The 23,877-nt window shown below is 44.0% G+C and carries 19 protein-coding genes; 1 reads left to right on the top strand and 18 read right to left on the bottom strand.

Features of this window, described 5'->3' with window-relative positions; translation table 11 throughout:
- Positions 1-90 precede the first annotated feature (90 nt).
- Together BR02_RS0111555 and BR02_RS0111550 are read right to left on the bottom strand one after the other, a co-directional pair.
- Positions 91-402 carry a type I restriction-modification system subunit M N-terminal domain-containing protein gene (locus BR02_RS0111555; RefSeq protein ID WP_031517261.1) on the bottom strand — a complete coding sequence of 104 codons (312 nt, stop codon included), beginning with the start codon at positions 400-402 and terminating at the stop codon, positions 91-93.
- A gap of 318 nt (positions 403-720) precedes the next feature.
- Positions 721-1,323, bottom strand: coding sequence for a helix-turn-helix domain-containing protein (locus BR02_RS0111550; protein WP_031517259.1), 603 nt, complete (start codon positions 1,321-1,323; stop codon positions 721-723).
- Between the two features lie 358 nt (positions 1,324-1,681).
- Here BR02_RS0111550 and BR02_RS15675 point away from each other — a divergent pair, with 358 nt between their 5' ends.
- On the top strand, positions 1,682-1,852 hold the full coding sequence (locus tag BR02_RS15675; RefSeq protein ID WP_169738610.1) for a hypothetical protein: 171 nt from the start codon (positions 1,682-1,684) through the stop codon (positions 1,850-1,852).
- A 19-nt stretch (positions 1,853-1,871) separates the two neighbouring features.
- On the opposite strand, the gene BR02_RS0111540 is transcribed toward BR02_RS15675, so the two are convergent.
- The 16 genes from BR02_RS0111540 to BR02_RS0111465 all read right to left on the bottom strand — a co-directional run.
- Positions 1,872-2,609, bottom strand: coding sequence for a MerR family transcriptional regulator (locus BR02_RS0111540; RefSeq protein WP_031517257.1), 738 nt, complete (start codon positions 2,607-2,609; stop codon positions 1,872-1,874).
- A 159-nt stretch (positions 2,610-2,768) separates the two neighbouring features.
- Complete coding sequence (locus tag BR02_RS0111535; RefSeq protein WP_031517255.1) at positions 2,769-5,420, bottom strand: phosphoenolpyruvate synthase; 2,652 nt, start codon at positions 5,418-5,420, stop codon at positions 2,769-2,771.
- Between the two features lie 403 nt (positions 5,421-5,823).
- On the bottom strand, positions 5,824-6,168 hold the full coding sequence (locus BR02_RS0111530) for a (2Fe-2S)-binding protein (RefSeq protein WP_031517253.1): 345 nt from the start codon (positions 6,166-6,168) through the stop codon (positions 5,824-5,826).
- Between the two features lie 106 nt (positions 6,169-6,274).
- Entirely contained in the window at positions 6,275-7,459 is a 1,185-nt protein-coding gene (locus BR02_RS0111525) for an MFS transporter (RefSeq protein WP_031517251.1), read from the bottom strand.
- A 3-nt stretch (positions 7,460-7,462) separates the two neighbouring features.
- Positions 7,463-9,148 carry a GH3 auxin-responsive promoter family protein gene (locus BR02_RS0111520; RefSeq protein ID WP_051688292.1) on the bottom strand — a complete coding sequence of 562 codons (1,686 nt, stop codon included), beginning with the start codon at positions 9,146-9,148 and terminating at the stop codon, positions 7,463-7,465.
- Positions 9,149-9,378: 230 nt separating this feature from the next.
- Entirely contained in the window at positions 9,379-9,885 is a 507-nt protein-coding gene (locus BR02_RS0111515; protein WP_031517247.1) for a hypothetical protein, read from the bottom strand.
- A gap of 157 nt (positions 9,886-10,042) precedes the next feature.
- Entirely contained in the window at positions 10,043-11,821 is a 1,779-nt protein-coding gene (locus tag BR02_RS0111510) for a CHASE2 domain-containing protein (protein ID WP_051688291.1), read from the bottom strand.
- Between the two features lie 14 nt (positions 11,822-11,835).
- Positions 11,836-13,323 carry an HD family phosphohydrolase gene (locus BR02_RS16035; protein WP_034639345.1) on the bottom strand — a complete coding sequence of 496 codons (1,488 nt, stop codon included), beginning with the start codon at positions 13,321-13,323 and terminating at the stop codon, positions 11,836-11,838.
- Positions 13,320-14,093 (bottom strand): MBL fold metallo-hydrolase, encoded by a 774-nt coding sequence (locus tag BR02_RS0111500; protein WP_238442465.1) that lies wholly within the window; start codon positions 14,091-14,093, stop codon positions 13,320-13,322. Before BR02_RS0111500 ends, BR02_RS16035 begins: the two co-directional genes overlap by 4 nt.
- A gap of 83 nt (positions 14,094-14,176) precedes the next feature.
- Positions 14,177-18,496: a FecR family protein gene (locus tag BR02_RS0111495; RefSeq protein WP_031517238.1), complete on the bottom strand. Its 4,320-nt coding sequence runs from the start codon at positions 18,494-18,496 to the stop codon at positions 14,177-14,179.
- Entirely contained in the window at positions 18,497-19,969 is a 1,473-nt protein-coding gene (locus tag BR02_RS0111490) for a stalk domain-containing protein (RefSeq protein ID WP_169738609.1), read from the bottom strand. It lies immediately after the preceding gene.
- A 345-nt stretch (positions 19,970-20,314) separates the two neighbouring features.
- Complete coding sequence (locus tag BR02_RS0111485; protein ID WP_031517234.1) at positions 20,315-22,354, bottom strand: AAA family ATPase; 2,040 nt, start codon at positions 22,352-22,354, stop codon at positions 20,315-20,317.
- 2 nt (positions 22,355-22,356) lie between these two features.
- Positions 22,357-22,827: a DUF6530 family protein gene (locus tag BR02_RS0111480; protein ID WP_031517232.1), complete on the bottom strand. Its 471-nt coding sequence runs from the start codon at positions 22,825-22,827 to the stop codon at positions 22,357-22,359.
- Positions 22,818-23,162, bottom strand: coding sequence for a GIY-YIG nuclease family protein (locus BR02_RS0111475; protein WP_031517231.1), 345 nt, complete (start codon positions 23,160-23,162; stop codon positions 22,818-22,820). Before BR02_RS0111475 ends, BR02_RS0111480 begins: the two co-directional genes overlap by 10 nt.
- 187 nt (positions 23,163-23,349) lie before the next feature.
- Positions 23,350-23,559, bottom strand: coding sequence for a hypothetical protein (locus BR02_RS0111470; protein WP_031517228.1), 210 nt, complete (start codon positions 23,557-23,559; stop codon positions 23,350-23,352).
- Between the two features lie 87 nt (positions 23,560-23,646).
- On the bottom strand, positions 23,647-23,877 hold a 231-nt coding region (locus BR02_RS0111465), incomplete at its 5' end, for an ATP-binding protein (RefSeq protein WP_031517226.1).

The raw sequence follows: 23,877 nt of genomic DNA, 5'->3' as shown, positions 1-23,877 counted from the left end.
CGGCCTCACACGTTCAATGGTGGTCTAACACCGGCTGCTGCCAGAGTGGCTTGATACTATGTGCTGGTGTTACAATTTTGCTTGACCACGTCATTCTGAATCGGCAATTAAACTATCAAATGTAAAAGGGCTGATATTGTAAAATTTATATCCTGAAGCCCTCTCGAGAAAGCCTTCCTTTACTTCAAGATGCTTTACTTTTTCATAAGCCTCTAATACTTTTTGCTTGGTGGGTTTTAAAACATCATCAAAGCGCTTAATCACTGTCATAGGTAAAATTACTTTCCCGTACTCGTGGGGCTTATAAAGGCCTTGTCCAATAAGGTCAGCTATAGACCATATTAAATTAGCCTTTTCAATTACATTTATTGTAGTTTGTCCATTTCTGATTTGTTCGTTCATGTTTCTCCCCCTAAATCTTTAAGCTGTCATTACTTATTTCATATTGTTGTATTCCCAAATTTCTTTGCGTAATGTTTAAAAATGGTTTAATGCTTTCATGATAAAGTCCTGGTTATATCGGCCGCTTTATATAATTAAATATTCCTTTTTTTTTAGGTTTTGCCTTCTTTTTTCTCGCTATTGTCCTATCAGATTTTTCATTCTTTCATACTTCCTAAAAAAGAAAAATCCGCCTCTTGGTGAGTGCGGATTTTTTTCTAACCAACAATATAATCAACAAAAACCTGATAAAGTTTTCTCACAACACTTCTTTAACATTCACATTTTTGCTTTACTAATATTTGAATAAACCGATAAACCATGTTTGACACAATAAAAATATAGTTTGCCACCAACAGTTATTGGAAACCTGCTAGTTGGATTCTGCTCCGGATACAAACGGTTCAGAAATAATCTATCGCTTTTAACACAGGCCACGAAAGAAATATAATGTTCTTTGGTCATTGGATGATCAAAGGTGATATAGTAATCGGTTTCTACTTCCTCTACCGTGATTTTCGTTTTTGCAGGTGTATCCGCAGGCAATAAATGTTCCAGTTTTCTTCCACAGCAGAATATAGAAGCACTTCCTGTGCTAACCAGAATATTGCCACATGTAGGGCAGACATAAAAACGTACTTTATCGATATTTCCAACGTCTGGCTTGTTAGGCGTAATTTCGCCCTCCATCATCTGTTTCATATCAACGCCCAAAATAGTAGACAGTTCCGGCCATAGCGATAGGTCAGGACATCCTAAACCACATTCCCATTTTGAAACCGTTTTGCTTTGAATACCCAGGGCATCTGCAATATTTTTCTGGGTAAGATTCCTTTCCTTTCGTAGCTTGGAAATTAATTTTCCTATTTTCACACAATCCATGTCTCCACCTCCATTCCTGCTTAGTATAACATGCTGCTGTTTTTGTATCTTTTCAGTTGCCTAAAATCTTCGCCACTTTTTTTACGGCGGTAAGATGGTTAGCCCCTTTCAGGGTGCCTGTTTTTATCCATGTGTTCACCTCGACTCTAGTATAAGTCTATATGTTTTAAAAAATAATCCACGCTCCGTAGATAAACATAGCCGGATACCCAAATAACATTATTTTAACAGGTATGAGAAAAACCCGCCTCCTCGTGAGTGCGGGTGTGAATTATTTAATAGCGGCATAGGGGGTTTATAAATACTTGACTATTTGAAAGTACCCCTAATAGAATTAAACAAACAGGAGTGAGTAAGGATGAAGGTAACAAGATTACTGTCAGCTATTTTTGCAGTCTTAACAATTTGTGGAGCAATATATGTTTTTTATACAGGCGGTAAAGCAAATGCTGGTTATGCAGTAATACCAATGATTTTTTATTTGCTTTTTTCACAGTGGACACATATAAAGAATAAACGCAAAAAATGAGTACTGCAGCTGCAGGATATTATTTATTTTTATCGGCATAAACGGCCATTGCATCACGCATGAACTTTGCCAAACCTTGGCCAAATTTATCGATATTTTCAGTGAAGCGTATGTCATCTACATACATTTGACCTAGATTTTTAAATGCCTCCAGTGAATAACTGCCCATTTCGTTCAATAACCCATACCACTCTTTTATTGCTGCCTGGGCTTCTTTTGAATCAGCCGGAAGATGGCGAAGTGCAGCAAGATTTTTAAATATTGCATTGAATTTTTCAGTAAGTTCTTTTTTCTCAAACTTAGACAATTTCGCTATTTTTGCATTGGATTCGTCTACAGCTGAGTCACCCCATAGCTCCCTAGCCTCTTTCTCATATGGATTGTGACTAAAATCAAATCCTTCAAATTTTTCTTTGTTTGTCATCTTTATTTCACCTTTCGAATGTTGAATTGTTTTTTCAATTGTCCCAATCATCTTATCCAGTCGCTTTCTTTTTTCAAGGAGCATCCTATGTTGTGCCACAAGGGCCTCATGCCGGTCAAATGAAGGGCTGTTAATGATTTCTTTAATTTTCTTTAGTGGAAAGCCCAGTTCCTTAAAAAATAATATTTGTTGAAGAGTCTCGAGATTCTTTTCGGAGTACACCCTATAACCTGATTTAGTGGTTTCATCCGGTGTCAGTAACCCTATTTCATCATAATGATGTAGTGTGCGCACACTAATACCAACTAAATCAGCAACTTCCTTTACCTTCATATTTACTCTCCCCCTTCGCTACCTACTATAAAGTATTACGTAGCGTGAGAGTCAATATGTAGTTCAAAAAAATTATAAGATCCATTCTCTCCCAAGGCTTAGAAATAAATTACTTTTATAAACGCTTTCTTTTTCTAAAGATGATCTATATAAAAGTACCTAATCCAGTATTTGGACATAACCTTCCGTACCGTTTATGCGAATGTAGCTGCCGTCTTTAATGATATTGGTGGCATTTTCAATACCCGCAACTGCCGGAATACCGTATTCTCGGGCTATAACCGAACCGTGGGACATCATTCCTCCAACTTCGGTTACCAAGCCCACCGCCGATGTGAAAATTGGAGTCCAGCCTGGGTCTGTAAAGGAAGTTACAAGTATTTCTCCGGGACGAAGTTTTGCATCCTCCAGTCTTAAAATTACCCTGGCAACACCTTCCACCACACCTGAAGAAACCGGTGTACCAATGAGAGCCTTATCCGGTGCTTTTACATTCCGTCCCTTGCCGGTAATGATTTCGCCTTCACTGGTTATAACACGGGGAACCGTTAGCTTTTGATTTAATTCATACTGTTTCTTTCTTTCCTCTATAACTTCTTGAATGTTGCCTGAATAACGATTTTCATTTAAAGCAATGAGTTCATCCAGAGTTAAATAGAACACATCTTCTTTATGTGGCAGTATTCCTTTTTCTTTTAAGGTTTGTGCCTCTTCCAAAATTGCTCGTTTATATATATCCATGTGTGTAATCAAAGCAAATTTGTGATGCTCCCGCATACCCATCAGATTGCGGTACAGCTTAATCAATCGGGATATTCTCTTCCTTTTGAAAAAGCCAAACTTGGAGAGAATATCTTTTTCTGCTTGCCCAGCTTCAATTATTCCTTGATTAAATTTTTCCCTATGCTCCTTTGGTGAAGTCGTACGGATGTTGCTGAGAATTGAAGGTATAAGCTGTGTGGGGTCTTCATTCCATCTTGGTTTTGTTATATCAATTTCTCCCGTGCAGCGCATGCCGTATTTTTTAAGAAAATTATCCAGTTCCTGTTTGAACTCCAATCCGCCATCCACCTTAAGCAGTTCTTCATAAAAGCCACTGTTGTTTGCCTTTTCCAAATAATCTATCACTTCAGGATATTTCCTTGCTGTATCAGCAAGATCACCCAGTTCCAAGCCTAGCTCTGTTGTGACATTACCCGGCAAAGATTTGTTCAATTGGCCTAGTAAGTAAGAACTTTCTCTTTCCCCTACCTGGTTTGTTAACTTCTTAGTAAGAGACGCGGATGCAAGTACCCCTGCAATCCAGAAGCTAGCAACACTAAGCAAGGCTTTGGGCATTTTTCCCATACTTTGACGTATACGCCGAATTCTTTCCGCCCCTGAGACCTTAAAAATATATGCTTCGTTTTCTTTGGCTATCATTTTTATCATTAAATCAGCAGTTGCCTTAGCTTTATTAGGATTCTTAAAATGTAAATTGCTTTGAACCTTAAGCAAAGTTGGAATTACTATGGGAGCCAATTTCCGAAATGTCCTAAAAAGGCTCTTCTTCGACAGAGACAACTTAACAAACTCCTCATTTTTAACAGCTTCACCCAGTGCAGATACCAATAATTCATCCATTTTTTTAAATAGCTTGAACAGCATGTGTCGAGAGGGCTTAAATAAAAGAGGTCCCGTAAAGTCTGCAAATACCCTTCCGCCGGCTGAGTAGATAAAAAAACTCTCTGAAAAGTCTTTTTTAAAACCATTGCTTAAGTTGCTTATTAAGGATATTGATAAAGGTTTCATGGCATCGGTCATCACCTGGATATGACCAAAGGATACAAACACATGGAATTTTCCATCAGTAACTTGAGGTGCAGGAAATAAGGATGTAATCGGACGACTCTGAAGAATATAAAAGTTACTCTCTGCGTAGGCCCACTCAATGTCCTGTTCTAAACCGTAATGTTTTTCAATTTTCTGCCCTAGTTCTGCAAGTTCAATGATTCTGCCATCCTCTAAAACTGGCTGCTCTTGTTTTTCAGGTGGTAAATCTTTAGTAACGGTACCACCTTCTGGGAGCGAGTAGATGGCAATTTTCTTTTTTGAAATCTGTTTCTTTATAATCTTTTGTGATCGCACCTGATATAAATCCGCTGTCACAAGTCCTGAAACAAGAGCTTCACCCAGTCCAAAGCCCGCATTTATTGACACTGTTTTTCTTCGACCTGTTATTGGGTCAGCGGTAAACATTATTCCGGCAACTTCCGGAAAAACCATCTCTTGAACCACCACTGAAAGAAACACCGAGCGGTGATCAAAGTTGTTTTTCGTCCTATAAGTTATTGCTCGATCCGTAAACAGTGATATCCAGCATTTTTTTATTGCTTTTATAAGCTGCTCAGGGCCACGAATATTTAAATAGGTGTCTTGCTGACCTGCAAAGGATGCACTTGGCAAATCCTCGGCCGTTGCACTGGATCGGACTGCATAGGCCTTATCTTTTCCATTGGCATGGAAAGCCTCCAAAATACAAACTTTAATATCATCAGGCATAGACATCGATTGTAAATGTTCTCTTATGCTCTGCCCTAATTTACGGGTTTGATCCAAGTCATCGGGTTTTATATGGTCAAGCTGATCAAACAGGCGGTTAATCTCTGTGCTTTGTTGAATAAAAGCCCGGTAGGCCAGGGTTGTAACACAAAATCCCTGTGGGACTGGAAATCCGGCTTTAATCAATTCACCTAAATTAGCCCCTTTACCTCCAACATAAGGTAAGCTCCTTTTATCTATTTCATTGAAACTTAGTACGTATTTATCCATAATTGGTTTCCTCCCAAATTGCACTCGCCCAAATTTTTATTTAGAATTCCTTTTCTCTAGATAGTTCCTCTTTTTCCTGCTTCATTAAAAAAGAAAAAACCACCTCTCAGTGAGTGCGGGTGTAAACTAAAGATTGTTGTTTTTCTTCTTTGACCAAGACATAGCTTTTTCACCCATTGGGCACCATCAGAACTAGGTGTGTAGATGAAAAAAGTCGACAAAGGTGACATATAATTCACCCCTGCAGGCTGGGCTTAGTATAATTTTCGAAAAATAAAAATCTAGGGTTAACCCTAGACATTATAAAGGGGCAGTTAAAAAGCTCACGGCATAACTCGTGAACTTTTTGAAGTAGTAGCTATTTTCCCCTGCTTATGCCCAATGCTCTGCCAGTCTGGGCTGTTTACCTTCCTAGATCAATAATGTTCTGGATAAGCACCTTGCATTTCCCACATTCTTCCCCTGTTTCTTCATCTACACCTGTTCCGGCCCCTGTCATCTCCCCAACCTTTTCTACTGTATCGGCACCATTTCTCACTGCGTTTACTACTGTTTCCAAAGAAACTTTTTTACATCCGCAAACAGAAGAAAGAATGGCATTTAATTCACTTTTACACCCTTCACATTCGGTACATACACCTGTAAGTTCAACTAATTCATCCACTGTTCTGGCACCGGAACTCATTGCCTTTCTGATTGTTAGGTAATCAACGTTATTTTTTGTGCAAATCACTTTATTTTTTGCCATATCTCTAGGTCTCCTTCATATGAATATTTATTTATCAAGTATATCCCCTTCTACACAAATAATGTTACAAATTGCTCGCTTTCAACGGGCTAAATATGTAATGTTATTAATCAGATACACTTTCAAGGGTTTTTCCCTCACGCAGGCGAGAGAGTTGTCTGCCTGACAATATAAACATCAGCAACATAATCATTGCCCCTAAAGAAAATGGAATATTCATTTGCACGTCATATAATACCCCACCCACTATAGGCCCGAAGATACGCCCAAAGCTATTGAACGATTGCATGATCCCTAAGGCAGCGCCCTGCCCGCCTGATGCATTATTGGTTACCAGGCTCGAAGTGGTTGGGCCCAGCAAGGTCCAACCTATATTAAATATGGCAGATGTTACGTATAACCAAAATACATTGGGCACCATCAGCAACAGCAGCATACCTGCCGAACCAATCAGCAAGCCTGCTTTAACTAATTTTACATCACCAAAGCGATTAACCAGCCGGCCAATTAAACCACCCTGCAAAACTGCACTGACAATACCTAAAACAGCAAATAAAATGCCTATCTCCTTGGGACCAAAGCCTACTTTATCCGCAGCATATGGGGCAAAGATACTTTGGAACATGGACGAAGTAAAATTAAAAATAAAGCAAATTAAAAACAACATGAATAGTGGGTTTTTTACCACTTCCCAGGTGATTCTGGGTTTTTCTCTTTCTTTTGTATTTTCATGTTTCTTTAAGGACTCGGGCAAAAAGAAAATTGCAAAGGGTACGGTCAGCACAGCTAGACCACCGGCTACAAAAAAGGGCAGGGCAAAATTATTACTGCCCAACCAGCCCCCAAGAGCCGGTCCGATAACCATCCCCAACCCCATGCCGGCACCCAGTATGCCCATCCCCTTGGATCTTTCTGCACCACTGGTGGTATCGGCAATATAAGCCATTGCGGTAGGTAAAGTAGCTGAGGAGAGAATGCCTGATAATATTCTGATAGCAAACATCATCCACAACTCAGACACAAAACCGAACAAGGTAAAGGTGGTTCCATAGCCCACTAAACCGATTAACAATATCGGTCTTCGGCCAATTCGGTCAGACAACCTGCCCCAGAAGGGAGCACAAATAAACTGCATTACTGAATAAGAAGCCATAAAAAATCCTAAGGCAGTTGCCCCGCCGCCCAAATCAAAAATTAAAAACGGGAAAATAGGAATCACAATCCCAAAGCCCACCATTACCAATAGCAAAGTTATAAATAAAACCGCCATCGGCTTAAAATTTTTACCCATTCTTTAATCCCCGCTTTTCAATATTTGTTGATCCAAAAAGCCCTTTAATCCTTTATCACTTAATAATCTGGGTATTTTTACCTGGTTTTCTGAAGCCCCTCTTAGAATTAATTGCTGTTTCAAACGCTGGAAACTGCCAGGTTCTACAATTTGCAGCAAGAGTTTTGATATTCGGCCCGCCTCAATACCGACCCCATAACGGGGATTAGCCTGCTGTAGCGCTTTTTCCAAAATCCCTTGCCAAATGGCAATATTTGTTGCTTTTTCGGGGTCCTGCACCTCAACATAAAATACATACCTCCCCACAGGCCCATCCAGATCAGTAGAGGTTGTATAGTCCAGTATATCAGTCCCCCATTGCCGAGCAGAGTTTTTTAATGCGGCTAAAACAGCCTCCTCCGAGGTCTTTTCAGCTGCCACGTTAAGTAACTGCCCTTTTCTATATAAAAATTCAATTACCGGACTTTCGTTATAATAATCAACCACCTTGACTACATCGCCTAGTTTATAACGATAAAGCCCGGCTTGATTGGTTACCACAACCTCATAACTTTCACCCTTCTTCAGTTGTCCCAAGTTTAGCACAGTGGGCTCGGGCATTTCTGCCTCTGCAACCGGGATAAATTCATGGTAAGCGGTGCGGGGTGTAAGCACATAACTAATATCATTGGTGCGGGTACATATGCCGATCATAGCCTCAGTGGAGCCGTATACTGCCGAATAGTAGGGTATTGCACCGGTATACCAGCGAAGTTTATCCATGTAGATACTAAAACTTCCTCCGGCCACGCAACAAATATATTGTATTTTGGGCCATAAACGATGAGCTATATTCTCCATGCCTCGTTTAGCTTCCGCTGCCAACTGTTTAGCACGCGCTGCATTAGGGCGCATTCGCTTGGTCAGCTGAAGCCTAATTTCCGACGCCAGTTCTAAACGTCTGTTTATTTTACCCTCATCCAGGTCTTCTGCTAAATTCGGCCACTCTTGTTCCAACAACCGGAATAACTGCAATATTGGTGATGGAAAAGGTGCGTTAATATAGGCTAGATTTATTTCTTGCAGGGCAAAAAGCAAGTGTAAGTATAGGGCAGTGCGTTGATCTTTCAGTTGCAATATTTCCGGTGGCGATGTCCACAGGTAAGGTACAATAAACTGCATGGAATTCATGCCCCCCGAGGTTGCCGTCCCGATGGGGATACCCCCCTTTGTACTCCCGGCCTTTACACTGTTCATCAGAAACAATCCCCTACCGCCACTACTGGCTCCCGGCACAGCCTTCAGCAGCATGCCCTGGGTCAACAACATCATATGACTATTAACCACTTTCCTGCTTTCAGCAGTAACCGGTATTAGCTTACTCTTTCCCGTAGTCCCAGAACTCTGTCCAAAATATATCACGGGTAAAGATGTAAGTACATTAGTTTCACCATTGGCCATTCTTTCAATATAAGGCCGGTAGTTCTCATAACCGGTTAAAGGAACTTGCTTTTGATAATCTGCGGCTGTATTGACAGAAGAAAATTGATATTTACGGCCATATTCTGATTCACTATTTGTTTTTAGTATTTCCCTTAATACCGCCTGATTGACTTCAGTGGCCCGCCGGGTATCCTCTTCAAATTTTTTTCTATAGACATCGGCGACAAGGTTCATGGTAAAACCAAGTATTTTTTGGACAACAGCCATAGTCATCTTCCTTCTATCTTTTTAACTATATTATACTTTCCATAATAGAACCCATTACCATAACTTCTATAATAACCTCCCCATTGAAATTAAATTCCTTGGTTCTGCAGCTTTCCATAATCGTTCGTTTTGTAGCTATTTTCTTTTAAAACCTGTAAAAAATGGCTGTCCTGTAGGGCAGCCATTTTCATGCATGATGATGCATACTGTCAATTTGTTATGGAAGTCATTCATGAAAATGACCTTTTATACTTGGGCAAAATCAATTTCAAAAAAATAGCACCATTGACAAGCAGTAGCACACCAAAGCATATTCGCGCAACCCTTTCAGGAACTAGCAGGGCTATACCATTCATATCACCACCGCCAAAAAACCCGTAAAGTATACTTAAATACAGCGGGTCCATAAGCAGCATGGCGATTGTGACATAGTACATGCTGGCTTTAAATAGCCTGGATTTTGCTTCACAAATCTTATCCGCCGCAGCAACCAATCCATAGGCTGTAATAAGGGTAGCAGCTGCCCCCACAAGGCAAAAGATACCAAGCTGTGTGTCGTTCATTCGCTCGGCATACACATCAATCTGCATACCAAGGCCCATAAAATTGATTTGCTTAAATGTGCCTATAAAAAGAGCATAAATCAGATGTGCTCCCTCATGAATGATATAGTAAGCGGCCACCGCTGAAAACAGTCCAAAAAATTGTCTTGTCCGTTTGCTCATTATTTCCTCCATCACATAGGCATTGTTCGCTTCTTCTCCAAGCGCCTTTGCAATAGCATCACTTGACGGTTGAATATCAGGATATCTAAGTAATTGTTCCTTTGTTAACCCATAACTTCAGTTTCCGGTTTTTTTATTTACTATAATATCACCTCGTGCCATTGAGATTCTATGGGGAAACACCGTCAACCTGGTAGACGCTAATTCCCTGAGCTTTCCCTTTGACCTTGATCTCGCCCAGGCTGGTGGTCGATACTCTTTCCTTGGCCTTTTCATATACGGCCTGGGAGATCAAGATCTGGCCCGGTTTGGCATTGCTCTCCAGGCGGGCAGCGGTATTAACGGTATCTCCAATGGCCGTATAGTCCATTCTGAAGCTGGCTCCTATATTTCCTATGACAGCGGTTCCTGTGTTCACTCCTATGCCGAACTGGACAGTGCGGCCATATTTTTCTTCCAGCCTCTGCTGCAGAGGAGCTGCCCCTTCCTTTATACCCCAGGCCGCTTGGACGGCTTTTAAGCAGTGGTCATCCAGATCCAAAGGAGCATTAAAAATAGCCATGGCCGCATCCCCGATAAATTTGTCCAGGGTGCCCCCGTATTGAAAGATACACCGGGCCACCAAAGTCAGGTATTCGTTGAGGATTTCAACCACCTCTTCAGGGGCGGCAGCCTCCGAAAGGGGGGTAAAACCTCTGAGGTCCACAAACAGGACTGTAATCTCCCGCCTGCTTCCTCCCAGCTGCAGAGACTCTTCGCCGCCCTCCAATAGTTTATCCACTACCTGGGGAGCCACATAACGGCTGAAGACACCGGTTATACGGCGGCGTTCCAGCAGTTCGCTGATATAATTAGCTGCCAAAGCCACCAGATAACCCAAAACCAGCAGGAGCAAGGGATAAAACAAAGAAAGGAGATAGCCCTTGCTGTACATCAGCCAGGCGGCGGCCAAATAACCTGTTGCCAGCACTGCCAGGAGCAGCACACCCTTGAAGGGACTGAGCCGGGTAAAACCATAAGCTGCCGCTGCCCCAAAAAGGACAATGGCCAGAAAAGTGGCACTAAAGGGCGCACTCTGCAGATAGCTGCCCCGGAGTAAGTTCTGCACGATATTGGCATGGATTTCTACCCCATACATAGGCACCTCAGGGGCCAGGGGAGTAAAGTAATAATCGCCTATCCCCACAGTATAGGAACCCACCAGGACAATCCTGCCCCGGAAGAACTCAGGCGGCACCTCGCCGCTGATTACCTGGGAGTAACTGACATGCTCATAATCGCCGGGAACGCCCGCATAGTTTATTTCCAACCGCTTGATGGGATCCAGTGGCAGTTGGTTCAAATCGGGAGCAGGCAGCCCCTTGCTCTGACAATACTGCTCATAGACACGCCAGGCAAAGCTGGGAACGGTTTGGCCCTGGCAATCCAGATACAGGGCAGTCTTTCTAATAATCCCGTCCGGATCGGGAAAGGTATTGATATGCCCGGTAGTAAATCGATCGGGAAAGCCCGGGAAAGGCACCACCAGATTATCAGTTTTGATGGCTCCCTTCCTGGCGGAAAAACCCTCCAGATTGGCATAGACGGGCAAGACGACATTGCCTGCCTCCCGGATAGCTTCAACCAAGAGCAGATCCTCTTCCGGATCATCGGCAGCCTCACTGAAAATTAAATCAATGCCAATGGCTGCCGGCTGCACCTGGGACAGAATCCTGATTAGTTCTGCATGAACATAGCGGGGCCAGGGAAACCTGCCCAAATCCTCCAGGCTCTGATCATCTATAGCCACCAGGACAATTTCTGTATCCACAGGTCCGCTTCTCTTCAGGAAGCTATCCTGCAGCTTATTGTCCAAAGTGGCAAAGAGATCCACATAGGCAAAAAAGCCAAGGAGCAGGCAAAGCAAAAATATCAGAATGCTATTTCTATAGGAACTAAGGTTTCTCATCAGCGCAGCTCCCCTTATTCATCCCAGACCCGGCTCTCTTTAAAAGCCGCCACCAGCAGTTTATCCAGTTTCCCCTCTTCGGCCATCCTTTCCAGGATGTTGAAGGCTGCCTGGGGAGACATGGCCTTTTTATAAGGCCTGTCCGAAGCCGTTAAAGCATCATAAACATCCAGAATAGTAAGAATCCTTGCTTCCAAGGGGATTTCCCCGGCTTTTAGGCCCTGGGGATAACCTGTTCCGTCCAGCAGCTCATGATGGCTCAAGGCCCAACTGGGTACATCCTTATAGCGGCCGGTAAAGCGGATCTTTTCCAACATCCTTTGGGCAACAGTCACATGGCCAGCCATGATCTTGCGCTCCTCATCGGTCAGAGTACCTTTGGGAATGCTGAGACACTTTAATTCCTCGGCTGTTAAAAGTCTCTTTCCCGGAAAAGGTTCCCAATTAGCCAGCTCGGACAACTCCCGGACTAAATCCTGATCCACAAAAGTTGCCGGATGATTGGCTTTTTCAATGAGTTCTCGGGCTCGGCCAAGTAAAGCCAATTGCTGCCGGTGCTCCTCTTCCTGCTCCCTGCCGGCAAGCCCGGCCACCTTTTTCTCCAGAAAAGACCTGATGAGGCGGTTTTCCATCAGTTCCAGCCTCTGGCGCACATACTCAATCCGCTCCCCCAAACGGCTGGGCTTGTCCATAACGCTCAAAGGGATAGCCACCTTGCCGATATCATGGAGCCAGGCCGCCATGACCAGTTGGGCTGTCCGATCCTCGGGTAATTTCTCGTTGCCGAACGGACCGCCGGTCAAACTGTCAAGATAGACGGCAAATTTTTCAGCCAGCCGGGCAATATTGCGGGTATGATTGACATTGTAAGGGGTACGGGCATCAATTGCCGTAGCCATAACCTGGACAAAAGAATGAAAGAGATTATCAATCTCTTGAATATATTGCATATTAGTTAAGGAAACGGCCGCCTGAGAGGCCAGGGAAAAGACAATCTTCTCCACTTCGGGGGCAAAGGGTATGGTTTGCCCCTGTTCATTTTTGGCATTTAAAAGCTGGAGGACACCGATCACTTCCCCCTCATAGTTCTCCAGGGGAACAACCAGCATGGAGCCAGTGCGATACCCGGTGATAGCATCATACTTCCTGGGGCCGGAGAAATCAAAATTGTCAGCAGCATAAACATTGGGGATATTGACGCTCTTCTTGTGCAAAGCCACCCAAGCGGAAACATTGGCAGGGTCAAGGGGAACGGGAGGTAAATCAACGGGCTCGCCCAGCCCTCCTTGATATATGCCCAGGGTATCATTATGAATAATCTTAAAAACCAGGCGATCCTGCTCGCATAAATATAAGGTGCCAGCATCGGCATTGGTAATCCTGCGGGCTTCCTGCAGAATCCGTTCTAACAACTTGGTATGATCCTTCTCTGCCGACAGGGCAATTCCGATATTCAGCAGTTCCTCCAAATGATCGCCCAGCTTGGCGTTGGCGGTACTCATAAACTAATCACCATGCCTTCCCTGGCCGCTCTGGCCATTGGATATTGACTAATTACGCTCGCTTCTAGGGCCGCCATTTCCTCATCTCTGCGCTCGGGTTTGTGATGAAAGAGGATTAGCCGGCCGGCCCCTGCTGCCTCAAGGAGGGCCAAGCCCTCTTCCCAGGTGGAATGCCCCCAGCCTTGATACCGAGGATATTCGGCAGCGGTAAAAAAGGCATCGTAGATGAGCAGATCCGTGCCGTTACACAGCTTCAAAAGCTCCTGCGCCTTTTCCGAACCATGCTCGTAATCAGTCACATAGCAGCAGGACTTATTTCCGTATTGAATCCGATAGGAGATTCCCCCGTCAGGATGGTTGTTAGCAGCGGTCTGCACGGTAATGCCATCCCCCAGTTCCAGCGTATCTCCAGGTTCAATCTCGGTAAAATAAAGAGCCGCCCCCAGGTTTTCCAGGGGAACAGGAAAATGTGGATGCCTCATGGTTCTCTTAATTAAGGCTGCAAAGGAAATATTTCCCTTTCCTTCTCCGTAAAGAGAAAAGCTGTTTCCCTCGCGGAAAGCAGGCTGAAAGAAAGGAAAACCTTGTATATGGTCCCAATGGGCGTGAGTGATAAAAATATCCCCGCAGATAGGGCCCGGCTCCTGCATCAGCTTGGAGCCCAGATTGGTAATCCCTGTTCCTGCATCCAGGATTATTAATCTCTTGCCGATTCGAACTTCTACGCAGGGTGTGTTGCCCCCGTATACGACAGTCTCGGGTCCCGGCACCGGCCGGGACCCCCTGACACCCCAGAAGGTAATAGTAAAGCGGCTGTTATTCACAGCAACCCCTCGCTAACTAAATATACTAATTAATCAACATAAACATCTATCTTACCTAGATAGTAGGCGATTACGTTATTTTCACTGTCATAGACAGCTATAGCGTAAGGATAGCGACCTGTTTCTTCTTTAGATATACTGCCTCTAAATGTCTCAGAATCCAGCAGGGTGAGCTCCACCTTATCCACGCCGGTATCGTCCAAGGCATGGTGGATTTCGAAAAACAAATCTTGCGTCTCAGCGACAAAGCCCCAGATCGAGCTGATGGTTTTTCCGGTAGCTGCCTCCATGTCGCTAATCTGTTTTGCAGTGACGATAAAGGTAACCTTTCCCTCCCACTGGTCGCTTTCATCCACATTAAAGTCAGCCTTTTTACTCATCAGCGGTGTAGGTATCAAGACCCCAACCCGCTCACTTTCCGCCTTGCCCTCTTCAGTAATGGAAATCCAAGCAAAGTCACTTCCGACAGGGAATCCTTCCTCAATATTTATTATTACATCATACGACTCCGAACCGGGCGGCATAGTCTCGCTGCCCAGGGGCGTATCTGCCGAAGCAGAGGCATAGACTTTAACTGTGGCATTAGGTGGGACATTTTTCACCTCGACCTTGTCTGTGGTCCAAAAATCAGGCTGGGTTACCAGATTGATGATCATGATATCTTCTGCCTCCGGTGGCCTGCTGATATCAGTAAAAGGATCCCCCTCCAGATTGATGATCCGATAATCGAGATCAGAATTGTAATCTATATAAACCTCATAGGCTACCAAACAGTTATCAGCTTTGGGGTTATAGGCAATCTTCGGGTTGCGGGCTGATATCCCTATCTCTGAGACCGAGCCTATAACAGCGCCCATATCATCTATCCACTGGACATAAATTTGACTGTTACCATCCTCTATTTCTTGGTCCCAGGCTACCAGATAAGAAACCACATCATCCACACACCTTAATGCTATGCTGGGATTATCTTTATTCCCAACGCTTTCATAGATCACAAATTCTTCTCCCAGAACGCCGAGGTCTGATATAAACCGGCCGTAAATGTCCGGTTCCCAATCCCCGCGGCTGTCGCTCCATACTGTTACAAAACGCTGATTAGCATCGTCGGCTACCACATCAGGCATTGACTGAAATAGGTCATTATTTTTTGGAATAGTGAATATATCTGAACCCGCCGAACCATCAGCTTTGATTATCCGCCCAATGACATCATTGCTATCCACTGCTGCCAAAAGGTAATTATTGCCCGAGCTGCTGTAAGCCAGAGCCGGGTAATACTGGGACCAGTCCATGCTTATCAGGGTCAGTTTTTCGCCAATCTGCACACCCTCCTGATCAAGGAGCTGCCCAAAGATCTCAAACTGCAGGTCACCGTCGTATACATACTCTTCCCAGGCAATCAGGTAGTTACCGTTGGATGTATTCACTGCCACCGCTGGCTGATGCTGGCTGTTGTCTGAACCCGGGCATACGGCAAAATTCCCTGAATCCTCATAGGTTTTACCCTCACCGTCCAGGATTTGGGCATATATCAATGAACTATTGAAGCGGCCATCGGACCAGACTACCAGGAAATTATCATTCTCAGGATTATAGACTACCTTGGGATCAGAGCAGAAACCCTCCTCGGAGATTGGAAACTCAGGGCCTTCTTCACCGTCAGCGTCAATAAACCTGCCCCATATTTCGGGATAAGAATCAAGCATGTTTCTCTCGTAAACCATTAAATAGCGGTTATTCACGGGGTCATAAGCCAGATCCGGGTTAGAGTTCTCCATATAAGCTCCTATATCTTCTGTTACATCAATGGTTATGAAAACCGGCAGGCCGTAATCGAAGTAAATCCAGATCCTGTGAAGACCCGGCCACAAGTTGTTGAGATAGTCGCTTTTCAGGGTAATTGTCTTGTCCTCCCGAGAATAAACAAAATCATCTGAATCAGACAATTCGTCACCGTATTCTTTTCTTACACACAAGACCTCATTACTAAAGCTTTCAATGTAGAAGGCAGTATCCTCAAAAGCCAGCTCGGTTCCGTACAATTCAGCGGGTTCGATGGTATTCATGACATCCTGCCTGGTGGCATGCTTCACTACCCAATCCCCATCTATTTTAGCTATATAGGCAAAATGCGGTATTGGTATTGGAGAATAGCTTTCCATAGCTATGGAACTGTACAGCCCTACTTCCTCACCCTGATCAACAACCTCTATCAACCATTCTCCCCCATGAACCGGATCATGGCGGGCATACTTCAGCACTCCTTCCGAATCATCCTTAGCATAGTAACTGATATGAGGGCTCCCCTCACTATCGAAAGCCAGGGAGGCATATTTTCCCGCTTCGCCTTTACTGTCATCCACCGTTTCCTTTTCAATGCTCCACTCCCCGACAACCACTTTGGCGTACTTAAGTTTTTTATTAACTGCGTCATAATATGCCAAATGTATTAGAGATAATCCATCATCAACCGCCAGAGAGACATACTGGCCGTCTTCGCCGTATCCCACCTGGTCATCAACATCAATTATTTCATCTAATTCAGGATCCGGCGGATTAGAAATTACGGCAAGTTTCATTGAGCCACCGTTGCTGTCATCATAGTAGGCAATATACGCCTTATCATTCGCACCGAAGGCCAGTGAAGAAGATTTTCCCGCGTCGCTGTTGTTCCCGTCCACTAAGAAAGAAGCACCCCAATTTTCAAGAGCACTACCCGTTGGATATTTATTGAACCTGAAGTACAAATCACCGTTTCCCGCATCATAATAACTGACTCCGCTGCCATACATATATTTTTCCCAGGAATCATTATAATATAGAGTTGTATCAATGCTGGTGGCCCCTACTGCCACACCTTCATCCCCAAAGCTTTGGTGTGACCAATACTCTCCGTTGAACACATCGTATCCAAAATGCCCGCTTAAATTATACGAAATAAAGGAGTAGTCAATTCCGTCAATCTCAGCAATAGTTAAAGACCCCTGTCTGCTGCCGTTCTGAGGCTGTCCCTCTTGCCAAGAGTTGCCGTTCCAGTGCCGGTACCTAACCGAGTAAGTATCAAAGATTATATGTGGCATTCCCCGGCTATCCAGAGCTATATCCGTATGACTTATGTCTCCGTAATTGTTAATAATGCTTATATCCCATTCACCTTCTTCATAGACCGAAACGACCGTAACCGTAAAGGTCTCTATCGCCGGAAGATAACCTTCCCTGTGGGCAGTTACCGTCACCCTAGTACTGCCTGGTTCCAAGCCGTAAATAAAGAGGGCGTTCCCGTCAAAGAAAGCTTTAGCAATGTTCTCGTCCGCTACCTCCACTTCCAACTCCACATCATCAGCGGGATCGGTCTCAATATGATAAATCCGGGGCAGTTCACCGCCAACCTGCAAATCGACGTCATGCAGCTGAGTAGTGATTATTATCTCCGGCAAGTCCCCGTCATCATCATCATCCGAAACGGTGATTGGCATACTTCCACTCACTGTATCGCTGTCGTACTGGACGTTCCGTTCAAGTTCTTCCTGCATCCTTTCTTGCTGCAGCTGCTGTTCCAGCTGTTCCTGCCTGGCCCTTTCAATCCTCTCCTCAAGATTCTGCAGGATTTCGGGATTAATCAGATCTGGCTGCTGAATACTTATTTCCTGCAGGGTTTCCAGAACGAACAGGCTCAGTTCTTCATCCCCTGTCAGGGTCTCCAGGTCATACCTGCCGGGGTCGGTCATATCCCCTGTCTGGACAAAGATCATATTAGGCTGAACCTCAATCTCCACATCCTGGGTAACGGTAGTTCCATCTTCCAGGGTTACCAACTGGGGAACAGTGACAAAAACAACTCCTTCCAAGGTCACCACTTTAGCCTGCCCGTCAGAGGCTATACTGACAAAGAACTGGGTTCCTCTGACTCCCATTACGGCGGTAGGGGTGCGGATTTCATACTTAGCACCGGGTTTAAGCTCGCCTTTGACATTGGTATAGACCTGACCTGCCTTCAAATTCAGCGAGGTCTTATCGGCATTATTTTCCAAGGACTGCACCAGTTTACTGATCATAACCCGGCTGTTTTCACCAATCTTCAGTTCTTTATCCTGGGCTAATTCCAGGGTAACCCGCCCGTCTTTGCCGGTAATGATAGTGTCCCCTTGGGTCAGGCCCATGCCTTTAAAGGCTGGGAAGTCTTTTTCCCCGCCTGCCCGCAATACCTTAACATTCCCCTGGACTGCCATTATTTTGGCAACCCGCAGGGTATCCGCAGCCATAGCCAGATTCCCCGGAAGATTAACTATAGGCATGACTACAGACAGGAAAAACACTACTACCAGCAGCCTGCTAATTCTTTTCATTTATTCCACCCCCAAACTATCCGTAACGGTAACGGCCCGGTACTTGGGCACCCACTCTACTTTATAACCCATGCTCTCAGCCAAGTAGCGCAAACCAACCATTGTATAGCCGTTATTGTTCTGCAAGTTTGGATCCCGGGCAGTAAACACCTTTTGCCAGTTTCCTTTGGTTATGATAATTGCCCCGTCAGCAGTCCAATCAACCCGGCATCCCAGGTTCTGACAGATAGCCCGCAGGGGCAATATGGTCCGTCCCTCCTGAATATAAGGTTTGTTATTGGCATTCAGCTCCAATCTGACGCCATTGACCCAAAGCTGAATCTCTTCCGAAGGAGAAGCAAAGTTGGGGATGGCCTTCAACTCAGTGGGATTGAGGGGCATCTGCCAAATAAGGTTATTGTCTGCATCTGCAATGTATAAATTCTTATTATAATAAGCCACACCTACAGGGCTGCCCAAAACAGCCTGGTAAAGGGGACCAGGAGCCTTGCCGTTTTCACCGGTACCCACCAGGGTGATTACCTGACCATTGTTAAGGACAGCTCTAATCCGGGAATTCCAGGTATCAGCAATAATCAACGTCCCGTTTTCCAGAACAGTTATGCCCTTGGGGAAATTAAAAGCTGCTTCAGTCCTTGAACCGTCCTTAAAGCTACCTTGAATGTAGTTTGTTCCTGATAACAGTGTCCCTTGGGTTCCGGCCACAGTTTCCACCCGGTCTTTAACTATCTTGCGAATTAATTGGTTACCGCTGTCAGCTATATATAAATTGTCCTGACTGTCCATGGCCAGGGCTGCAGGCTCGTTGAATTCAGCCTCAGCCAAAGACCCGTCCCGGTACCCCGCCTCTCCTGTGTTCTTTCCGGCATAGGTGGTGACAAAACCTTGGGGCGAAATTTGCCGGATCACATTATTTAAGGTATCGGCTACATAAAGATTACCGGCCTTGTCGAGGGCTAATCCGCTAGGGGCATTGAACTGCGCCTCCCTGACCGATCCGTTTCTGAAACCCGCCTTCCCTGTTCCGGCATAGGTGGTTACCTTCCCTTGAGAAATTTTTCGAATGACGTTGTTTCCTGTATCGGCCACATAGATTGTACCCTGACCGTCAACAACCACCGCCCGGGGTTTGTTAAATATGGCCTTGTCCACATGTCCATCGGCCAAGCCCCCCAGGGGAAAGCCATAGAAGTCGGTGCCCTTGCTGCTGCCTGCCGCCGTACCCACCATACCATTGGCAATAACCCTGATACTATTGTTGTAGCAGTCAGCCACATAGATCCGACCCTGACTGTCCATGGCCAAGCCATAGGGAGTGTTGAAGCCTGCTTTCTGAGGCGGGCCATCGGCCTTTTCCGGTATACCGCTGCCGGCCAGAACCCTCAAGGCCGGTTCTTCGGCCTGAAGAGAAAGAGGGCAAGCCAGTAAGAACAAAGCCAGAAAGCCCGCAAGCACCACCTTAGCAGTACTCATAAAGAGTTTTTCGCCCATAACATAGCACCTCGGTTTAAAAATATTTAAAATAACAATTATATTCCCTTAAATTTTAGAAGTTCCTGCCAATATATGTAGAATTTTTCTCTAAATTAAGTATTTTTGGAAAATAATAAAGTGCATCTGATATCCCTATATACTAACCCCATATTTGTTTCATTGTCCCACAAGGTTTTATCAGCTGTAGAATCTGCATAATAGACGGGAAGTTAAGCCTTTTTGAACATAAAAAAAGCCTGAGATTTAGATCTCAAGCGATAAAGAGGTTCCCCTTAGTTTGCACACAGTCCATGCCTTCACCCACATTTCTGCCTTTACATCATACTACATGAACCTTGCGATTATTTGTACCAATCTTGCCGGAAGCTGCTTCAAATCGGTTATATCCAGTGTGTTTTCAGCACCGTAAAGTTCTCGGATAGCCTCCTTGTCCTGTCCAATAGCTGCAGCTAGGAAATGGATGCCTTTTCGCCTAAATTCCTGCAAAGTATTTTTCATATCATACGCTGCCTTTTCACCTGTATAATCAGGCATAGCCTTAGGCTGTCCGTCACTGATGCTGATTATTAATTTGTTTTTTTGGGGCGCATTAAGCAGTCTATCGGAAATAATGCGCAATGCCATACCATCCCGATTGTTGCTGCGAGCCTGAATGTTCATAAGAGCATATTTTTCATCTGCATCTTTGCTTTCAAAGTCTACATAGGCATAAATAGACATTTGCTCCAGCTTGGAGCGGTCTGCTGTATCCCCGTAAACCATTATCGGAATGCCACACCCGGTGCAGAATTCATATAAAGCAACTGCTGCCTGTTTTGCTGCCTCTAAACGGCCAAAGGCTGACATTGACGCTGATTCGTCAATCCTCAGACCAACTGTAAGGGAGGGCTCCTCCCCAGGCGGGCGCTTGCGGGAAAATACGCGGAAATCTAAAGAAGCGGCCTGATCCGCACAGAACTTTGTGCCATAAAGCTTAGATTTGGCAAATTCAGCGGAAACTTCATGCTCTAAAAGCGGGTTTGTTTTACGGATTAGTTCCCGAATTACTGGTAACAAAGTAGCAGCCATGTTGTGATACTCTTCCCTGTTTTGAGCGGTAGCTTCAGGGCGGTGGACAATAAGCTTGATTTCTTCATGGCAGCTGCCTTGAACACTTTGCCGTGCTTCCCTGTTCAACTGTTTACGAAATTCTTTTTTTTGTAATTGGTTTGTATCTGATTTATCGAGCTCATGATAGAATGGAGTGCCATTTTCTCCATTATCATTGCTTGAAATATCAGTATTTTCATCACTGCTCGTATCAGAATGCCCCTCACTGACTTCTGATTTTCTCAGAAGCACTGCATTTTTATCAGCTCGATCTGTCTTGGCAGAGAATTCTCCGTTTTCGGAAATATTAAGTTCCATTACTTCTGGATTTTCTCCGTCTGACTGGGAATTACAGATAATATCCAATTCCTTAAGCTTATCTGTCAAGCCATGACTTGCCAGGGCCTGCTCTAAAATGGCAAGCTCCTGTGGGTCAGTGGTAATTTTGTAAAGTACCTTATGATAAAGAGTTTTTTGTACTGAGGCACCACTTTGAACGGCATCAACCCAAAAAATATAGGATCGCATCCCGGCCACTCCTTTAATTGCATTAGCCCGGGCTGTTTCATCCAGTAGCATAATTGTATCGGCTAAAAGAGAAAGAACATTTTCTGATTGATAACCGGTCTTAGCTTTGGCCCGTTCCATCATAACTTCTTTGGGTGGTAAATCCATTTTTTCTGCATGTTGTACTCTATCACGCAAAGCTTCATTTAAAGGACGGTAGCCATTATAGCCTCGGTTTGTTGTTATAACGGCGATGAAATCAGGATGACGACGTGCAATACGGGTAGGTAAGTTTAGACTGCCATCTGGTTCTAATACAGAATTTAGAGCCATTAAAACAGCAGTATCCCTAATCACTGTGGGTTCCTGAATCTCCAAGAGCCATCCATCTTCATACGCACGTACAATTTCTGACGGATAATATCGATATGCAACAGTATCTGATTTATCACCTTTTTCCTCCAGTACCGGAAGAATAGAACCCAGCACATCAGATTTATCCATATCTGCAAAACAGGTTACTTTCGTATAAGGCAAGTTAAAATTAGCAGATAAAGCTTTGGCAAGCTGAGTTTTTCCCGAACCTGCATCACCCTCCAGCAAAATGGTACTGATTTTCATTTCGCCGCGGTTCCAATTTCTTACTATTTCTTGATATATACGTTTTTCTGCTTCACTTTCAATATGTGAAGGCGGCTTTTGCCAGACAAGAGATTGTTCCTCTTCTGTTAACTGTCTGGCAGGTGATAAAATACAAGTCCGTTTCATAATTAATATAACTCCAATTCTTCTAAAATCCGGTTAAGCACCCGCTTGCGTTCTCCAATCAATTCCCCTAAATCATTCAGACTCTGGGCAAATGCTTTGATGTCCTCATTGATGTTTTGATTGTCTACACACACCTCTACAGATAGCACATCACCTTGTACCCCAACACGTTCCACGAGGGGTTTTTCCGGGTCATATAAAAGGGGGAGTCGGTAAGCCTCCTTGAAGTAAAGTAAGGTCCGGGACAAAAAGATCATTAGGTCAAATATTTGATGGATGGGTAGCTCCTGAGCCAGAACCAATTCACCATCTTTATCATTTTTCCAAATCTGTGCGGCAATCTGCATTTTTTTATTTTCTTCCAGCATAGGTGCACCTAATGTTAAACGTTTGATATCAGATTTATAAGCATTTCTGCCATCTATACGTTCATAACAATTTGATACCATAACAACTTTTTCATTCACCGCCATATCCTCCTTGCATTTGGATCAGCAGCAAGACACTGCTCTCTCAAACTTTCTAATTTTGCTGTATGATCTTCATGTGGGTCATCATACTTTAACACTTTAATAACTGATAGTTCAAAGCCTTCCGAGCCATATTTGTTCCAGAGTTCCTGTAATCGTTTATTAGGATGCAAGTTGACTGCCAATTTCATATTATTGCTGTTAAAGTCTGATTTTGTAGCTTTGGAGATACCCAAAAATACCTCGCCGGTTTCTTTACAGCAGTAAGAAATTACACCCATTTCTGGACGCCTGTGTTTATATGCTTCTAAAAGTTCCTTTTTTCTTTTTTTGTCCATTCTGTTCACCTCGACTTTAGTATAATCCTATATACTTCAAAAAATAATCCACGCTCCGTAGACCATATGAATGCTTTATTATCCAACAGACAGGATTTTGTAAAAAAAGGTAGATTGTGTTACTTATCCATTTTTAAAAACGAAAAACCGCTAATCAGGAGCTGTTATCCATAATCAGCGGCAAGTTCTAATTTTCTGTATCTATTGCAATACTTGACTTTAATTCCACCTCAAATCTCTCATCATGCACTGTAACTTTACCTATGAGTCTCCTTACCAACTGCTCATCATATTCCTCCAACCCGCTGGATTGTTCATTCAAGAAGTTCTTCATTTCATTTATTCGTTGCCTTATTCCTTCACGTTCGGCATTTTCAACAAGTGCATTTTGCTTCAATTCTCGAAGGCGGTAGATTTCATGTATCTGTCAACTGAAAACTGCACCAAAATATAATTAAAAACTACACCACCTGGGTCAAAAAAATTATTGTTGCTCAATCCACTGTTTCGTTTCCTTTAGCCTAAATGAATTGCCGTTCATATTGACTATGTAGGCCTTATGAGTTAGGCGGTCAATCATAGCTGCTGTCATCACTGGGTCTTGAAAAATCTCATCCCATCTATCAAATGATAAGTTAGTTGTGATAATAACCGACTTTCTACCAGCTCTTAGAGATAAATGTGTAAATAATAGCTCTGAACCCTCCTTATCAAA

The organism is Desulfofalx alkaliphila DSM 12257, from assembly GCF_000711975.1.
Lineage (GTDB): Bacteria > Bacillota > Desulfotomaculia > Desulfotomaculales > Desulfohalotomaculaceae > Desulfofalx > Desulfofalx alkaliphila.
Note: the sequence above shows the minus strand (reverse complement) of the source record. Positions and strands in the feature narration are given on the sequence as shown.

Excerpts from the sequence above, each read along its gene's own strand:
- BR02_RS0111555 (WP_031517261.1), bottom strand. The coding sequence starts at position 402 with ATGAACGAACAAATCAGAAATGGACAAACTACAATAAATGTAATTGAA.
- BR02_RS0111550 (WP_031517259.1), bottom strand. The coding sequence starts at position 1,323 with ATGGATTGTGTGAAAATAGGAAAATTAATTTCCAAGCTACGAAAGGAA.
- BR02_RS15675 (WP_169738610.1), top strand. The coding sequence starts at position 1,682 with ATGAAGGTAACAAGATTACTGTCAGCTATTTTTGCAGTCTTAACAATT.
- BR02_RS0111540 (WP_031517257.1), bottom strand. The coding sequence starts at position 2,609 with ATGAAGGTAAAGGAAGTTGCTGATTTAGTTGGTATTAGTGTGCGCACA.
- BR02_RS0111535 (WP_031517255.1), bottom strand. The coding sequence starts at position 5,420 with ATGGATAAATACGTACTAAGTTTCAATGAAATAGATAAAAGGAGCTTA.
- BR02_RS0111530 (WP_031517253.1), bottom strand. The coding sequence starts at position 6,168 with ATGGCAAAAAATAAAGTGATTTGCACAAAAAATAACGTTGATTACCTA.
- BR02_RS0111525 (WP_031517251.1), bottom strand. The coding sequence starts at position 7,459 with ATGGGTAAAAATTTTAAGCCGATGGCGGTTTTATTTATAACTTTGCTA.
- BR02_RS0111520 (WP_051688292.1), bottom strand. The coding sequence starts at position 9,148 with ATGGCTGTTGTCCAAAAAATACTTGGTTTTACCATGAACCTTGTCGCC.
- BR02_RS0111515 (WP_031517247.1), bottom strand. The coding sequence starts at position 9,885 with ATGGAGGAAATAATGAGCAAACGGACAAGACAATTTTTTGGACTGTTT.
- BR02_RS0111510 (WP_051688291.1), bottom strand. The coding sequence starts at position 11,821 with ATGAGAAACCTTAGTTCCTATAGAAATAGCATTCTGATATTTTTGCTT.
- BR02_RS16035 (WP_034639345.1), bottom strand. The coding sequence starts at position 13,323 with ATGAGTACCGCCAACGCCAAGCTGGGCGATCATTTGGAGGAACTGCTG.
- BR02_RS0111495 (WP_031517238.1), bottom strand. The coding sequence starts at position 18,496 with ATGAAAAGAATTAGCAGGCTGCTGGTAGTAGTGTTTTTCCTGTCTGTA.
- BR02_RS0111490 (WP_169738609.1), bottom strand. The coding sequence starts at position 19,969 with ATGAGTACTGCTAAGGTGGTGCTTGCGGGCTTTCTGGCTTTGTTCTTA.
- BR02_RS0111485 (WP_031517234.1), bottom strand. The coding sequence starts at position 22,354 with ATGAAACGGACTTGTATTTTATCACCTGCCAGACAGTTAACAGAAGAG.
- BR02_RS0111480 (WP_031517232.1), bottom strand. The coding sequence starts at position 22,827 with ATGGCGGTGAATGAAAAAGTTGTTATGGTATCAAATTGTTATGAACGT.
- BR02_RS0111475 (WP_031517231.1), bottom strand. The coding sequence starts at position 23,162 with ATGGACAAAAAAAGAAAAAAGGAACTTTTAGAAGCATATAAACACAGG.